This window comes from Streptomyces rapamycinicus NRRL 5491, from assembly GCF_024298965.1.
GTDB classification, from domain to species: domain Bacteria; phylum Actinomycetota; class Actinomycetes; order Streptomycetales; family Streptomycetaceae; genus Streptomyces; species Streptomyces rapamycinicus.
Genome location: NZ_CP085193.1, coordinates 4,228,591 through 4,243,758 on the forward strand (window position 1 = coordinate 4,228,591; position 15,168 = coordinate 4,243,758).

The 15,168-nt window shown below is 72.5% G+C and carries 12 protein-coding genes; 8 read left to right on the forward strand and 4 right to left on the reverse strand.

Translation table 11 applies throughout. From position 1 onward, the window contains the following. Positions 1-52: 52 nt before the first annotated feature. Both meaB and LIV37_RS17110 read right to left on the reverse strand, forming a co-directional pair. On the reverse strand, positions 53-1,012 hold the full coding sequence (gene meaB, locus LIV37_RS17105; protein WP_020868381.1) for a methylmalonyl Co-A mutase-associated GTPase MeaB: 960 nt from the start codon (positions 1,010-1,012) through the stop codon (positions 53-55). 110 nt (positions 1,013-1,122) lie between these two features. Then, entirely contained in the window at positions 1,123-2,301 is a 1,179-nt protein-coding gene (locus LIV37_RS17110) for an acetyl-CoA C-acetyltransferase (protein WP_121825405.1), read from the reverse strand. Positions 2,302-2,457: 156 nt separating this feature from the next. Here LIV37_RS17110 and mce point away from each other — a divergent pair, with 156 nt between their 5' ends. The 6 genes from mce to LIV37_RS17140 all read left to right on the forward strand — a co-directional run bounded on the left by mce (position 2,458) and on the right by LIV37_RS17140 (position 11,979). After that, positions 2,458-2,910: a methylmalonyl-CoA epimerase gene (gene mce / locus LIV37_RS17115; protein ID WP_020868383.1), complete on the forward strand. Its 453-nt coding sequence runs from the start codon at positions 2,458-2,460 to the stop codon at positions 2,908-2,910. A gap of 246 nt (positions 2,911-3,156) precedes the next feature. Further along, positions 3,157-7,185, forward strand: coding sequence for a polarized growth protein Scy (gene scy / locus LIV37_RS17120; protein ID WP_214663020.1), 4,029 nt, complete (start codon positions 3,157-3,159; stop codon positions 7,183-7,185). Positions 7,186-7,444: 259 nt separating this feature from the next. Further along, positions 7,445-8,383 carry a coiled-coil domain-containing protein gene (locus LIV37_RS17125; protein ID WP_020868384.1) on the forward strand — a complete coding sequence of 313 codons (939 nt, stop codon included), beginning with the start codon at positions 7,445-7,447 and terminating at the stop codon, positions 8,381-8,383. A gap of 402 nt (positions 8,384-8,785) precedes the next feature. Beyond that, positions 8,786-9,721: a hypothetical protein gene (locus LIV37_RS17130; RefSeq protein ID WP_020868385.1), complete on the forward strand. Its 936-nt coding sequence runs from the start codon at positions 8,786-8,788 to the stop codon at positions 9,719-9,721. An 81-nt stretch (positions 9,722-9,802) separates the two neighbouring features. Then, complete coding sequence (locus LIV37_RS17135; protein WP_020868386.1) at positions 9,803-11,038, forward strand: ABC transporter ATP-binding protein; 1,236 nt, start codon at positions 9,803-9,805, stop codon at positions 11,036-11,038. After that, positions 11,035-11,979, forward strand: coding sequence for an ABC transporter permease (locus LIV37_RS17140; RefSeq protein WP_020868387.1), 945 nt, complete (start codon positions 11,035-11,037; stop codon positions 11,977-11,979). The genes LIV37_RS17135 and LIV37_RS17140 overlap by 4 nt, the downstream gene beginning before the upstream one ends. A gap of 38 nt (positions 11,980-12,017) precedes the next feature. Here LIV37_RS17140 and LIV37_RS17145 read toward each other — a convergent pair whose 3' ends face one another. Next, complete coding sequence (locus tag LIV37_RS17145; RefSeq protein ID WP_121824842.1) at positions 12,018-12,335, reverse strand: ATP/GTP-binding protein; 318 nt, start codon at positions 12,333-12,335, stop codon at positions 12,018-12,020. A 209-nt stretch (positions 12,336-12,544) separates the two neighbouring features. Here LIV37_RS17145 and LIV37_RS17150 point away from each other — a divergent pair, with 209 nt between their 5' ends. Then, complete coding sequence (locus tag LIV37_RS17150; protein ID WP_020868389.1) at positions 12,545-13,585, forward strand: LLM class flavin-dependent oxidoreductase; 1,041 nt, start codon at positions 12,545-12,547, stop codon at positions 13,583-13,585. A 37-nt stretch (positions 13,586-13,622) separates the two neighbouring features. On the opposite strand, the gene LIV37_RS17155 is transcribed toward LIV37_RS17150, so the two are convergent. Continuing rightward, entirely contained in the window at positions 13,623-14,015 is a 393-nt protein-coding gene (locus LIV37_RS17155) for an SCO5389 family protein (RefSeq protein WP_020868390.1), read from the reverse strand. Between the two features lie 211 nt (positions 14,016-14,226). Here LIV37_RS17155 and nucS point away from each other — a divergent pair, with 211 nt between their 5' ends. After that, positions 14,227-14,889: an endonuclease NucS gene (gene nucS / locus LIV37_RS17160; protein WP_185057973.1), complete on the forward strand. Its 663-nt coding sequence runs from the start codon at positions 14,227-14,229 to the stop codon at positions 14,887-14,889. Positions 14,890-15,168 lie beyond the last annotated feature (279 nt).

Genomic DNA, 15,168 nt, shown 5'->3' on the forward strand with positions numbered 1-15,168 from the left:
CCCTTCGGCGCACCCGGAACGCACCCTTCGGGGCGCACCCGAACACACGGCGCTAGCCCTGCTCGGTCACCGCCGCCACCAGTTCGTCCGCCGCCGTGTACGGATCCAGCTCACCCGCGACGACCCGCTCCGCGAGCGCCCCCAACCGCCGATCGCCGTGCAGATCGCCGATCCGCTCCCGCAGCGCCGTCACCGCGATCGTCTCGACCTCGCCCGCCGCCCGCCGCATCCGGCGCTCCGCGAGCACACCGTGCTCCTCCATCCACGCCCGGTGCTTCTCCAGCGCCTCGACGACCTCCTCGATCCCCTCGCCGCGCGCCGCCACGGTCTTCACGATCGGCGGCCGCCAGTCGCCCGGCGACCGCGACTCGCCCAGCCCCAGCATGTGGTTGAGCTCGCGGGCCGTGGCATCGGCGCCCTCCCGGTCGGCCTTGTTGACCACGTACACGTCGCCGATCTCCAGGATCCCGGCCTTGGCCGCCTGGATCCCGTCGCCCATCCCCGGCGCGAGCAGCAGCACGCTGGTGTCGGCCTGGGCGGCGATCTCGACCTCGGACTGGCCGACGCCCACCGTCTCGACCAGGATCACATCGCAGCCGGCCGCGTCCAGCACCCGGATGGCCTGCGGGGCGGCCCAGGCGAGCCCGCCGAGGTGGCCGCGGGTGGCCATGGAGCGGATGTAGACGCCGGGGTCGGAGGCGTGCTCCGACATCCGTACCCGGTCGCCGAGGAGCGCCCCGCCGGAGAACGGCGAGGAGGGGTCCACGGCGAGCACGCCCACCCGCTTGCCCGCCCGCCGGTAGGCGGAGACGAGCGCGGAGGTCGACGTGGACTTGCCGACCCCCGGCGAGCCGGTCACCCCGACCACATACGCGCCCCCGGCCAGCGGAGCGAGCGCGGCCATCACTTCGCGCAGCCGCGGCGAGGCGCCCTCGACCAGCGAGATCAGCCGGGCGACCGCACGCGGCCGCCCCTGCCGTGCCTGCTCCACCAGCGTGGGCACATCAGCCATGGGTGCCGTACTCCTTATCGCTCGACCACAATCGCTCGATCACAGTCGCTTGATCACAATCGCTTGACCACAGCGGAATCCGACGCCCCGCGCGGGGACGCGGGGACGGTCTACTTCCCCGCCGGCACCCGCAGGATCAGCGCGTCGCCCTGCCCGCCGCCACCGCACAGCGCCGCCGCGCCGGTGCCGCCGCCGCGCCGCCGCAGCTCCAGCGCCAGATGCAGCGCGATGCGCGCGCCGGACATGCCGATGGGGTGGCCGAGGGCGATCGCGCCCCCATTCACATTCACCTTTTCGGGGGAGACGCCCAGGTCCTTCATTGACTGCACGGCGACCGCGGCGAACGCCTCGTTGATCTCGATGAGATCGAGGTCGTCCACCGTCAGCCCGTCCTTGCCCAGGGCGTGCGCGATCGCGTTCGACGGCTGCGACTGGAGGGAGTTGTCGGGTCCCGCCACATTTCCGTGGGCGCCGATCTCGGCGATCCACTCCAGCCCGAGCTCCTCGGCCTTGGCCTTGCTCATCACGACGACCGCGGCGGCACCGTCCGAGATCTGCGACGACGTGCCCGCGGTGATCGTCCCGTCCTTGGTGAACGCGGGCCTCAGCCGGGCCAGCAGCTCCGCGGTGGTCTCGCCGCGGATGCCCTCGTCCTTGTCGAAGACCACCGGTTCGCCCTTGCGCTGCGGGATCTCCACCGGGGTGATCTCGGCGTCGAAGAGGCCGTTCTTCTGCGCGGCGGCGGCCCGCTGGTGGGACTGGGCCGCGAACTCGTCCTGCTCGGGGCGCTGGATGCCAAGCCGGGTGTTGTGCTTCTCGGTGGACTCGCCCATGGCGATGTGCTCGAAGGCGTCCGTCAGCCCGTCGTACGCCATCGCGTCGAGCATCTCGACCGCGCCGTACTTGTACCCCTCACGGGACTTGGGCAGCAGATGGGGGGCGTTGGTCATGGACTCCTGGCCGCCGGCGACCACGATGTCGAACTCACCGGCGCGGATCAGCTGGTCGGCCAGGGCGATCGCGTCCAGCCCGGAGAGACAGACCTTGTTGATCGTGAGGGCGGGCACGCTCATCGGGATACCGGCCTTGACCGCCGCCTGACGGGCGGGGATCTGCCCGGTGCCCGCCTGGAGCACCTGCCCCATGATCACGTACTGCACCTGCTCGGCGCCGACCCCGGCGCGCTCCAGCGCGGCCTTGATCGCGATCCCGCCCAGATCTGCTCCTTCGAACGAGCGCAGACTGCCGAGCAGCCGTCCCATGGGCGTGCGCGCGCCCGCCACCATCACAGAGGTCGTACCGGTCATTGGTGCGTCCCTTCACGAGAAGAAGGAAGTTAACGAGGGTTATCGTCAATGTACTGACGAGTACCCGTGCGGTCATCGGCCCATCGGTGTGATCGCGCGCACGTTGCGTAACCGACCGTACGGCGGTGCACTGTTCCCATGCTGACGAGAATCGACCACATCGGGATCGCCTGTTCCGACCTCGACAAGACTGTCGAGTTCTACCGTGCCACGTACGGCTTCGAGGTGTTCCACTCCGAGATCAACGAGGAGCAGGGCGTCCGCGAGGCTATGCTCAAGATCAATGAGACCTCCGACGGCGGGGCCTCCTACCTGCAGCTTCTCGAGCCGATCCGGGAGGACTCCGCGGTCGGCAAGTGGATGGCCAAGAACGGTGAGGGCGTCCACCACATCGCCTTCGGCACCGCCGACGTCGACACCGACTCCGAGGCCATCCGCGACAAGGGCGTCCGGGTCCTCTACGAACAGCCCCGCCGTGGCTCGATGGACTCCCGGATCACCTTCCTCCACCCCAAGGACTGTCACGGTGTGCTGACCGAACTCGTCACCGCCGCGAACCCCGCCGCGCACAAGGACGAAGAGGATCACTGAAGCGGACCACTGACCTACCCCTTCCCCGGCCGGTAGAGTGCTGCATCGGCCGGGGTACGGAAACGGAGAGGGTTCGGGGTCCGGCCCGGGCTTCGCCGATGATCTGACACCATTTCTCGGAAGGGCCAGCTCCGGTCCGACCCGGCACGCACCTCGCCTGGTCGGTACCGCAAGGGAAACCGTCGAGGGACCCCCGGGCACCGCAAGGGACCACGGGAGCCTGGAGGGTTACGGAGCCGGCCGCCAATGCGACCAGGGGACGGATGGGACCGCGCAGTGCGGGGCTACGACCGCTACGAGCCTGACGATCAGCTCTCGAAGTTCGAGGCCGAGATGGAGCGGCTGAAGACCGAGCGGGAGAAGGCCGTCCAGCACGCCGACGACCTCGGCTACCAAGTCGAGGTGCTGCGCGCCAAGCTGCATGAGGCGCGCCGTAATCTGGCGGCCCGCCCCGCCTACGACAGCGCCAACGCGGGCTACCAGGCAGAGCAGTTGCTGCGGGACGCGCAGCTCCAGGCGGACCAGCTGCGCGCCAACGCCGAGCGGGAGCTGCGCGAGACCCGCGCCCAGACCCAGCGGCTGCTCCAGGAGCAGGCCGAGCGGCAGTCCCGGCTCGAGGCCGAGCTGCACGCCGAGGCCGTGGCCCGGCGCCAGCGGCTGGACCAGGAGCTGGCCGAGCGCCGCGCCACCGTCGAGTCCCACGTCAACGAGAACGTGGCCTGGGCCGAACAGCTGCGGGCCCGTACCGAGGCGCAGGCCCGCCGGCTGATGGACGAGTCCCGGACGGAGGCCGAGCAGGCCCTGGCCGAGGCCCGCGCCGAGGCCCAGCGGATGACCGAACAGGCGCGCCAGCGGCTGGGGTCGGAGGCGGAGGCCGCCCGCGCCGAGGCCGAGGCGATCCTGCGCCGGGCCCGTACCGACGCCGAGCGGCTGCTGACCAACGCCGGCACCCAGGCCCAGGAGGCCACCGACCACGCCGAGCAGCTGCGCACCTCCACCGCCAGCGAGGCGGACCAGGCCCGCCGTGCCGCGGCCGAGCAGACCCGTGCCGCCGAGCAGCGGATGCACGAGGCCGAGCAGGCGCTGCGGGAGGCGCGCAGCGAGGCCGAGAAGGTGGTCGCCGAGGCCAAGGACGCGTCGGCCAAGCGGCTCGCGGCCGCCGAGTCGGACAACGAGCAGCGCACCCGTACCGCCAAGGCGGAGGTCGCCCGGCTGGTCGGCGAGGCCACCAAGGAGGCCGAGCGGCTGCGGGCCGAGGCCGAGCAGCTGCGGGACGACGCCCGCGCCGAGGCCGAGCGGATGGTCGCCGAGGCGGGCGACGACGCCCGGGCCAGGGCCGCCGAGGACTCCGCGGCCCAGCTGGCCAAGGCGGCCCGGAGCGCCGAGGAGGTGCTGACCCGCGCCTCGGAGAAGGCGCAGTCCACCACCAAGGCGGCCACCGACGAGGCGGAGCGGATCCGGCGCGAGGCCGAGGAAGAGGCCGACCGGCTGCGGTCCGAGGCGCACGACACCGCCGAGCAGCTCAAGGGCACGGCCAAGGACGACACCAAGGAGTACCGCGCCAAGACGGTCGAGCTGCAGGAGGAGGCCCGTCGGCTGCGCGGCGAGGCCGAGCAGCTGAAGTCGGAGGCCGCCGCCGAGGGCGAGCGGGTCCGCGCCGAGGCGCGCCGGGAGGCCGTCCAGCAGATCGAGGAGGCGGCCAGTACCGCCGAGGACCTGCTGACCAAGGCCAAGGCCGACGCGGAGGAGACCCGCTCCGGCGCCACCGCCGAGAGCGAGCGGGTGCGCACCGAGGCCATCGAGCGGGCCAACGCGCTGCGCAGGCAGGCCGATGAGCTGCTGAAGCGGGCGCGTGGCGAGGCCGAGGAGCTGGTGACCTCGGCCGAGGAGCAGGCCGAGCGGGTCAAGTCGGAGGCGGCCACCGCCGCCGAGGAGCTGCGCGAGGAGGCCGAGCGGGCCGCCGAGGACCGCCGCGCCGAGGCCGAGGGCGAGCTCAACCGGCTGCACCAGGAGGCCGAGCAGCGGCTCTCCTCCGCCGACCAGGCGCTGCGGGACGCCCGCGAAGAGGCGGAGCGGCTGCGCAAGGAGACCGGCGAGGAGATCGAGCGGCAGCGGACCGAGTCCGCCGAACGGCTGAACGCGCTGCGCCAGCAGGCGGAGGACGAGGCCGCCCGGCTGCGCGACGAGGCCGCCGCGGACGCGTCGAACGCGCGCGCCGAGGGCGAGTCGGTGGCCGTACGGCTGCGCGGCGAGGCCGCCGCCGAGGCCGAGCGGCTGCGCTCGGAGGCCCAGGAGACGGCCGACCGGGTGCGCGCGGAGGCGGCGAGCGCCGCCGAGCGGATCGGCACCGAGGCCGCGGAGGCCCTGGCCGCCGCCCAGGAGGAGGCGGCCCGCCGCCGCCGCGAGGCCGAGGAACTGCTCGCCGACGCCCGCGAGGAGGCGCAGGCGGAGCGTACGGCGGCGCGGGAGCAGAGCGAGGAGCTGCTGGCGGCCGCCCGGAACCGGGTCTCCGAGGCGCAGGCCGAGGCGCAGCGGCTGGTCGAGGAGGCGGAGCGGCGCTCGGCCGACCTGGTCGCCACCGCCGAGCAGACCGCCCAGCAGGTGCGGGACTCGGTCGCCGGGCTGCACGAGCAGGCCGATCAGGAGATCACCGCGCTGCGCAGCGCCGCGGAGCACGCCGCGGAACGGGTCCGCGACGAGGCGCAGGCCGAGGCCGACCGGGTCCGCGCGGACGCCTACGCGGAGCGGGAGCGCGCCTCGCAGGACGCCACCCGGGTGCGGCGGGAGGCCACGGAGGAGTCCGACGCCGCCAAGTCGCTCGCGGAGCGCACGGTCGCGGAGGCGATCGCCGAGTCGGAGCGGCTGACCGAGCAGGCCCGCGAGGAGGCGAACAGGCGCCGCGCCGATGCCGCCGAGCAGGCGGACCGGCTGGTCACCGAGGCCGGCCACGAGGCCGAACGGCTGCGCGCCGAGGCCAACGAGACGCTCGACGAGGCGCGCCGCTCGGCCAACAAGTCCCGTGCCGAGGCCGCCGAGCAGGCCGATACGCTCATCAGCGGCGCCACCGAGGAGGCCCAGCGGCTGGTCTCGGAGGCCACCACACGGGCACAGGCGCTGCGTACGGAGGCGTCCGACGCGCGGGCGACCGCGGAGCAGGACGCGGCCCGCACCCGGGCCCAGGCCCGCGGAGACGCCAACAGCATCCGCTCGGAGGCGGCCGAGCAGGCGGACCGCCTGGTCGCCGAGGCCCGGAACGAGGCCGACCGGCTGCACGCGGAGGCGAGCGGCGAGGCGGAGCGGCTGCGCGGCGAGGCCGCGGAGACCGTCGGTTCGGCGCAGCAGCACGCGGCGCGCACCCGCGCCGAGGCCGAGCGGGTCGCGACCGAGGCGGCGGCCGAGGCGGAGCGGATCCGCAACGAGGCGCAGGCCGAGGCGGACCGGCTGGTCGACCGGGCGCGCGAGGACGCCAACAAGCGGCGTTCGGACGCCGCCGAGCAGGCCGACCGGCTGATCACCGAGTCCTCGGCGGAGGCCGAGCGGCTCACCTCCGAGGCGCAGGAGGCCGCGCTGCGCGCGGCGACCGCGGCCGAGGAGCAGGCGGACACCATGGTGGGCGTGGCCCGCCATGAGGCGGAGCGGCTGGTCTCCGAGGCCACGGCCGAGTCCAACGCCATGGTGGAGAAGGCCCGTACGGACTCCGACACCATGCTGGGCGAGGCCCGGGGCGACGCCACGGCCATCCGGGAGCGCGCCGAGGAGCTGCGCACCCGTACCGAGGCCGAGGTCGAGGAGTTGCACGAGCGGGCCCGCCGGGAGTCCGCGGAGCAGATGAAGGCCACCGGCGAGCGGGTCGACAAGCTGGTCGCGGCGGCCACCGCGCAGCTGATGAAGGCCGAGGAGAAGGCCAAGTCGCTGGTCGCGGAGGCGGAGAGCGAAGCGAGCCGGGTGCGGATCGCGGCGGTGAAGAAGGCCGAGGGTCTGCTGAAGGAGGCCGAGCAGAAGAAGACCGAGGCCGAACGGGAGGCGGACCGGCTCCGGACCCAGGCCACGGACGAGGCACAGCAGATCGTGGACGAGGGCAAGCGCGAACTGGAATTGCTCAAGCGCCGCCGCGAGGACATCAACGCGGAGATCTCCCGTGTCCAGGACGTCCTCGAGGCGTTGGAATCCTTCGAGACCCCCGCGTCGGGTGGCGCGGGCGGCAAGGAGAACGGCCAAGTCAAGACAGCGGCGGGTGCGGGTGCGACGAGGAGTGGAAAGCGGTCGGAGGGGTAACCGTATCCGGGGGGACGAGTCTCAGCTGTGCCTATCGAGGTTTCGCTTAAGTCTCGCGTCGGTTTCGCGTAAGTCTCGCGTCAGGCTGCGTCCATCACGGCATGTCCGTATCATCCCGACGAGTGACGAGGTCTCCGTCTTACTGCCACTCAAAAGGCTGGAGATTCAGCAGATCAAACAGACGTTGACTCGATGACACGCCGTTCGGCCCCCTAGGATTCCCTCTATCACCTCACCGGTCTCTTTCGACAGGAACCCCATGAGCGACACTTCCTCCCCCTTCGGCTTCGAGCTCGTGCGGCGTGGGTACGACCGCGGTCAGGTGGACGACCGCATTTCCAAGCTCGTCGCCGATCGTGACAGTGCACTGGCCCGTATCACCTCTCTGGAAAAGCGCATCGAGGAGCTGCACCTCGAGACGCAGAACGCTCAGGCCCAGATCAACGATTCGGAGCCGTCCTACGCGGGGCTCGGCGCCCGGGTCGAGAAGATCCTCCGTCTCGCCGAGGAAGAGGCGAAGGATCTGCGCGAGGAGGCTCGGCGCGCCGCCGAACAGCACCGTGAGCTGGCCGAGTCGGCCGCCCAGCAGGTCCGCAACGACGCCGAGTCGTTCGCCGCCGACCGCAAGTCCAAGGCCGAGGACGAGGGCGCGCGGATCGTCGAGAAGGCGAAGGGCGAGGCGGCCACGCTGCGCCAGGAGGCGCAGAAGGACGCCCAGTCCAAGCGCGAGGAGGCGGACTCCCTCTTCGAGGAGACCCGCGCCAAGGCCGCGCAGGCCGCAGCCGACTTCGAGACCAACCTCGCCAAGCGCCGCGAGCAGTCCGAGCGCGACCTGGCCTCGCGTCAGGCCAAGGCCGAGAAGCGGCTCGCGGAGATCGAGCACCGCGCCGAGCAGCTGCGCCTGGAGGCCGAGAAGCTGCGCACCGACGCCGAGCGCCGCGCCCGCCAGACGGTGGAGACCGCACAGCGCCAGGCCGAGGACATCGTGGCCGACGCCAACGCCAAGGCGGACCGCATCCGCAGCGAATCCGAGCGCGAGCTCGCGGCCCTCACCAACCGCCGCGACAGCATCAACGCCCAGCTGACCAACGTCCGCGAGATGCTGGCCACGCTGACCGGCGCGGCGGTGGCCGCGGCCGGTGCCCCGGGCGAGGACGAGGCGGCCACCCGCGGCGTCCCGGCCCAGCAGTCCCGGTGACCCTCGGTCACACCGGAGCGCCCGATGCCCCGCGCCGCCCAAGCGGCGCGGGGCACGCGCATGTTATGGGCAACGATCGCCTTCCCGGCCAGGCCGGCCACGGCATTGCGGCCGCGCCCCGACGCGAGCGGATCCCGGCCCCCGCCGCATGAAGCCGCGCCCGGGGCGGGCCCCAAACCCCAGCCCTCGGGCCTTGAGCCGCGTTGAGGAACAATCCAGCCCCTCCTGGAGAACAACCCAGCCCCTCCGGCGATTGAGGAGCGGGGGTCCGGGGGCGGAGCCCCCCCACGCGCCGGAGCGGGGGCACCGACAAACCCAACCCGCACCGACGATTGCGGAGCCCCCGGCGGGCCGGGCGGGGCCCGGTTTCGAGGAGGGGCGGGGTGGGGGAGGCAACCCCCCGTGACCGACCGCACCCTGAAAACCCTCGGCTTCGCCGACGTCCCCGCCCAACAACCCCTCACCTACCCCGGCCGCCCCATCACCCACCCCACCCTCCTCACCACCGGCGAACTCTGGGACCTCACCCCCACCCCGGGCCACCGCCTCGGCACCTGGACGGTCAACCCACGCCCCGACAGCAGCGAAGCGCACGAAGAGCCACTGGACGCCGTCCTCACCCAGCTGGGCCACCCCCCAACCTCCCACCGCCACCCCGTCATCGCGGTCGGCTCCAACGCCTCCCCCGCCCAGCTCCACCACAAGCTGTCCCGCCCCGGCCACCCGGCCACCGTCCCCATGGTCCCGGTCGACGTACACGGCATCGCGGTCGGCTGCTCGGCCCACATCGGCCGGTACGGCTACGTGGCCTCCGCCCCGTACACGGCACCGGCCGCCCGCACCCCGCTCGTCATCGGCTGGCTGGACACCGAGCAGCTGGCGGCCGTGGATGCCACCGAGTACCCCAACTACCGCCGTGTCCTGCTGCCCGGCAGCCAGTACCCGATGGTCATGCCGTCCGGCGAGCGGCTCGGCGGCGCGTACCTCTACGTCGGCGAGCGCGGAGTGCTGATGTCCCCGGACGGCACCGAGCGCCCCCTCCCCGGCGGCGGCGACCAGAGCGCCCTGCTCGCCCGCCTGCTCGCGGGCTCACCGCGGCTGCGCGCACTCCTCGGCCCGGACCCCCGCGCCTGGGTCACCCGCGCGGGCGGCGACCCGGCCGTACGCAGAACCGGCACCCGGATCTTCCAGGAGGAGGGCTGGGCGCTGCCGCAGCCCGATCTGCTCCGCTGCCCGGAGGACGAGCGACCCGGCGGCCCCGGAGGGCCCGGCGGCCCCAGCGACCCCGGAGGGCCCGGCGGCCCAAAGAGTTACGATGCGCTCTCATCTCCCGAGTAACGGGAACCGTCCGCGCGCCGTTAGGCTCCTAAGCCTCATCGGGGGCGAGCACGCCCGACCCATGCTCATGAGGGGCGGAGAATGATCGAGGCAGTCGGTCTGACGAAGCGCTATGGCGCCAAGACGGCCGTGTACAACCTGTCCTTCCAGGTGAGGCCCGGTGCCGTCACCGGCTTTCTCGGACCCAACGGGTCGGGCAAGTCCACCACCATGCGGATGATCCTGGGCCTCGACGAGCCCACCGCCGGCCATGTCACGGTCGGCGGCTACCCATTCCGCAAACTCCCCAACGCCCCCCGCCAGGTGGGCGCGCTGCTCGACGCCAAGGCGGTGCACGGCGGCCGCAGCGCCCGCCAGCACCTGCTCTGCCTGGCCCAGCTGTCCGGCATCCCGGCCCGCCGGGTGGACGAGGTGCTGGGCGTGGTGGGGCTCCAGAACGTGGCGCGCAAGCGCTCCAAGGGCTTCTCGCTCGGTATGGGCCAGCGGCTGGGCATCGCGGCCGCCCTCCTCGGCGACCCGCAGGTGCTGCTCTTCGACGAGCCGGTCAACGGCCTGGACCCCGAGGGCATCCTCTGGGTCCGCAACTTCATGAAGCAGCTGGCCTCCGAGGGCCGCACCGTCTTCGTCTCCAGCCATCTGATGAGTGAGATGGCGCTCACCGCCGATCAGCTGATCGTGATCGGGCGCGGGCAGCTGCTCGCCGATATGAGCGTCAGGGACTTCATCTCCTACAACTCGGCGGACTTCGCTCGCGTCCGCACCCCCGAAGGCGACCCGGGGCAGCGCGAGAAGCTGACCGCCGCGCTGAGCGAGGCGGGCGGCCAGGTGCTGCCGGAGCAGGACGGCGCGCTGCGGGTGACCGGGCTGCCGCTGCCGCGCATCAGCGATCTGGCGCATGGGGCGGACGTACGGCTGTGGGAGCTCTCCCCGCACCAGGCGTCGCTGGAAGAGGCGTACATGCGGATGACGCAGGGCGCGGTGGACTACCGCTCGACCATCGACGAGCGCGCCGCCCTGCAGCAGCAGATGCCGGGCGCGGTGCCGCAGGGCGGGCCGTACGGCCATGCGCCGGGCGCTCCGGCACAGCAGACGGGCTTTACGCCGGGGACCGTACTGCCGGGCTACGCCGAACCCCCGGCCCCGCCGCAGCAGGGCGCCCCGCACACCCCGGGCGCCCCCATGCCCACCGCACCGGCGGCCCCGTCCGCAGCTCCCGCCGCCCCCGCGATGCCGCCCACCGCTCCCCCGGCTCAGCCGCCCGCGGCGCCGTCCGCCCCCGCCGATCTGACCAAGAGCAACACCGAGGACGCCCGATGACGACCCCGTACCAGCAGCAGTACCAGGCGCCCGTCCCCCCGCAGGGTCCTCCGCAGATGCCGCCGCAAGGCCCTCCGCAGATGCCGCCGCAGGCGGCCCCGCACCAGCCGGTGCCCTCCGGGCCTCCGTCGCAGCCGTACGCCGGTGTCGGCCCGTACACCTCGCCGATCCCGGTCCGCCAGACCCACCTCGGCAATGCGCTCGCCTCCGAGTGGACCAAGATCAAGTCGGTGCGCTCCACGATCTGGACGCTGGGCGTGATGGTCGCACTGGTGGCCGGGATCGGACTGCTGGTGTCGGCGAGCACCAGCGACAGCGACTACGAGACCGTCCCCACCACTCTCCCCGGGTTCTTCGGCACCCTGCTCGGCCAGCTGTGCATCGTCACCCTCGGGGTGCTCGTGGTCACCTCCGAGTACGGCACCGGGATGATCCGGACCACCCTCACCGCCTCCCCGCAGCGCTCCCGGGTGCTCACCGCCAAGGCGCTGGTGTTCTTCACCCTCTCCTTCACCACCACGACCATCGCGCTCGTGCTGGTGGCCCTCGCCAGCACCGGGATGCACGGCGGTGCGGGCGTCCAGGAGCCGACGAGTGACCAGTTCCTCGGGGCGACGGTCGGCGCCGGGCTCTATGTGTCGCTGCTGGGGCTGCTCTCGCTGGCCGTCGGCTCCATGCTGCGGCACTCCGCGGGCGCCATCACCACGATGCTCGGTGTGGTACTGCTCCCGGCCATCCTCCCCGCGTTCCTGATGATGTCGGACAGCCTCCGCGATCTGGGGGAGAAGATGCAGGAGTACTCCTCGCCCCAGTCGCTGGCCGCCCTCTTCCGGCTCGACGAGAGCCTGAACAGCGGCTGGCCCCAGCTGTGGGCGCTGGCCGGAGTCACGGCGGGGGCGATGATCGCCGCCTATGTGCTGCTGGAGAAGCGCGACGTGTAGGGCTTACGGGACCCGAGCCGGGCAAGACCGCGCCCGGGTCAGTGTCGCGGCGCGTTACGGGACCGCTGGAGCTTCGCGCTCCGGCGGTCCCGCGCGTTCCAGCACGCCTTGTGCCAGTGGCGCCGGTCGTCCGCGCCCATGTGCTGCTGCCAGGCGACCACATGCGCCACCCCCGGCGGAATCTCCTGGTCGCAGCCCGGGCAGCGGTAGTGCTTGGCGGCCGCCCCGCCGCCGACCTGCCGGACCACCCACTCCTCCCCCTGCCAGGTCTCCATGCGGTCGAGGCCATAGCGGCTCGTACTCTCGTGGCCGACGGGCGTTTCGCCGCCTCGCGGGCGGTTTCGGCGTGGAGACACGGGGCACCTCGGCAGAGCTGGGAGCTAACGGGCTGTGACCAGCGTACGCGCTACGGTCACCCTCCGGGAAAGCCGTCATCCACACCTGTCCTCTGATCATCATGAAAACTTCATGCCTGGCCGTGCCCTTGGCACGTGTCAGGCGTTAATGCCTATGAGGGGGGATGCCCGCGCCGGCACTTCAGCCGCGACAAGGAGGCAGTTTCACAATGGATGTGGGGGCTTTCATCCTGGCCGCTCAATTCCCAGGCCAGGGACAGGAGGAGGCGCTGCACCGGGCGGTGCGGTCGGCCGAACTCTCCGAGGAGACCGGGCTGGACGCGGTCTGGGTCGCCGAGCACCACTTCGTTCCCTATGGCGTCTGCCCGTCCGCGGTCACCCTCGCCGCGCTGCTGCTCGGACGTACCCGCCGGATCGGCGTCGGTACCGCGGTGAGCGTACTGCCGACCGCGCATCCCGTCGCGCTGGGTGAGCAGGCGGCACTGCTCCATCTCCTCTCCGGTGGCCGGTTCACGCTGGGTGTCGGCCGTGGCGGTCCCTGGGTGGACCTCGAGGTCTTCGGCTCGGGCCTGCGGGCGTACGAGCGGGGCTTCCCCGAATCGCTCGATCTGCTGCTGCGCTGGCTGCGCGAGCCCCGGGTGGGGGCCGACGGCGAGCGGTTCGCCTTCCGCGAGGTGGCGGTGGTGCCGCGCCCCGACGACGCGCTCGCCGGGCCGGTGGTGGGTGCCCCGCCGGTGGTCGTCGCCTGCACCTCGCCCAGCAGTGTGCGGCTGGCCGCCGAGCGCGGGCTGCCCATGCTGCTCGGGATGCACTGCGGGGACGAGGAGAAGGCCGAGGTGGTCGGCCTGTGGCGGAAGTCCGCCCTGGCGGCGGGCCGTTCACCGGAGCACGTCGAGGCGGTGGCGGCCCGCCATGTCTCGGCCGGGGTGGTGCAGATCGCGGACACCCGCCCCGCGGCGGCCGAGATCCTGACCAAGGCGATGCCCGGCTGGCTGCGGCAGGGTCTCGAGGCGCATGTGACGGTCGACGGCCGGGAGCGCCGGATGCGCGACCCGGTGGCCTATGCGGAGCTGCTGTGCGAGCTGCATCCGGTGGGCTCGCCGCGGCTGTGCGCCGACCGGCTGGCGGCGACCGCGGAGCGCACCGGGATCCACCGGTTCGCGCTGCTGGTCGAGGGGTCGGGCGATCTGGCGGCCACGGAGGAGAACGTACGGCGGCTCGGTGGTGAGGTGCTGCCGCTCCTGCGCTGATACACCTCCCCCTGGTGGAGCGGCAGCGTACGTCCCGTCAGCAGTCGCGGAGTTCGGGTGACTGGTTGAGCAGCTGCCCCCGGACCGAGGTGAAGCGGGCGAGGCGCTCGTCGGCCGATGCGTCCATCGGGAAGACCGCCACCCGGTGACAGTTCTGGAAGGCCAGCCGCACCCCGAAGTGGCGCTGCAGCGCGCCGCGTATCGCGTCACTGGCGAGTGCGCGGAGCAGTTGACCGCGTGCCTGCTCATCGGGCGGCGGCGTCTGGTTGTCGGCGAACTCCCCGCCGTCCACCTTCAGCTGGGCCACCAGCGAGCTGATCATCTCCCATGCGTACGGTAGGGAGTTCCGGACGCAGTCGACGAAGGCCGCTTCGTCAACCTCGCCTCGCTCGGCCTGTTCGAGCAGGACCGGTGAGACGTCGAGCGACATGGGTTCTCCTCTCGCGACCCCGCGAGCGGGGTCTCAGGGATGGGAAGGGCGGACGGCGACGCAGCGTACCCGTCCGACGACCGCCCGCTTCAACGGTAATTCGGCCACTGCGCCCGCACCAGGAGAATGGGCACACAACCAGCCATCGCCGAAGGGGTCCATCGGCGGACGAATCGCGTGCGGCGGTGGTGGTCGAGTAGCGTTGCCGACCATGCGTCTCGTCATCGCCCGGTGCTCGGTGGACTACGCCGGCCGCCTCACCGCCCACCTCCCCTCGGCACCCCGTCTGATCCTGGTCAAGGCCGACGGCAGTGTGTCCATCCACGCGGACGACAGGGCCTACAAACCCCTCAACTGGATGTCTCCGCCGTGCACGCTGAAGGAAGGCGACGACGATGTGTGGACGGTCGTGAACAAGGCGGGCGAGAAGCTCATCATCACCATGGAGGAGGTCCTCCATGACTCCTCGCACGAACTCGGCGTCGACCCCGGCCTGATCAAGGACGGTGTCGAGGCCCATCTGCAGGAGCTGCTCGCCGATCGTATCGAGACACTTGGCGATGGCTGGACGCTTATTCGGCGTGAATACCCCACCGCCATCGGTCCCGTGGACATTCTCTGCCGCGACGCGGACGGGGCGACGGTCGCCGTGGAGCTCAAACGCCGTGGTGAGATCGACGGTGTCGAGCAGCTCACCCGCTATCTCGAGCTCCTCAACCGGGACCCGCACCTCGCCCCGGTGAAGGGCATCTTCGCCGCCCAGGAGATCAAGCCGCAGGCCCGCGTCCTCGCCACGGACCGGGGCATCGGCTGTGTGGTGCTGGACTACGACGCGCTCCGGGGCATCGAGGACGACAAGCTCCGGCTCTTCTGACGCCGAGCCCGCTCCGACACGGGAGGCCGGGGCCGCGGGGCCCCGGCCTCCTCCCGTCGTACGGGCTCGCGCCCGGCGGACGACGCGGCGGGTCGGACGGCGTTGCTTCCCCCTCCCCGCCCCTTCCCGCTACCAGGGGCTCCACCCCTGGACCCCGGACCCTGGCACGGAACCCCGCCGTCCAGCCCCTCCGGCGATTGAGGAGCAGGGCCCTGGGGCTGAGCCCCGCCCTCCAGCCCCTCCGGCGATTGAGGAGCAGGGCCCTGGGGCTGAGCCCCA

What these genes read in the sequence shown, in the direction of transcription:
- meaB (WP_020868381.1), bottom strand. Translation starts at nt 1,012, where the DNA reads ATGGCTGATGTGCCCACGCTGGTGGAGCAGGCACGGCAGGGGCGGCCG.
- mce (WP_020868383.1), top strand. Translation starts at nt 2,458, where the DNA reads ATGCTGACGAGAATCGACCACATCGGGATCGCCTGTTCCGACCTCGAC.
- scy (WP_214663020.1), top strand. Translation starts at nt 3,157, where the DNA reads ATGCGACCAGGGGACGGATGGGACCGCGCAGTGCGGGGCTACGACCGC.
- LIV37_RS17125 (WP_020868384.1), top strand. Translation starts at nt 7,445, where the DNA reads ATGAGCGACACTTCCTCCCCCTTCGGCTTCGAGCTCGTGCGGCGTGGG.
- LIV37_RS17135 (WP_020868386.1), top strand. Translation starts at nt 9,803, where the DNA reads ATGATCGAGGCAGTCGGTCTGACGAAGCGCTATGGCGCCAAGACGGCC.
- LIV37_RS17140 (WP_020868387.1), top strand. Translation starts at nt 11,035, where the DNA reads ATGACGACCCCGTACCAGCAGCAGTACCAGGCGCCCGTCCCCCCGCAG.
- LIV37_RS17150 (WP_020868389.1), top strand. Translation starts at nt 12,545, where the DNA reads ATGGATGTGGGGGCTTTCATCCTGGCCGCTCAATTCCCAGGCCAGGGA.
- LIV37_RS17155 (WP_020868390.1), bottom strand. Translation starts at nt 14,015, where the DNA reads ATGTCGCTCGACGTCTCACCGGTCCTGCTCGAACAGGCCGAGCGAGGC.
- nucS (WP_185057973.1), top strand. Translation starts at nt 14,227, where the DNA reads ATGCGTCTCGTCATCGCCCGGTGCTCGGTGGACTACGCCGGCCGCCTC.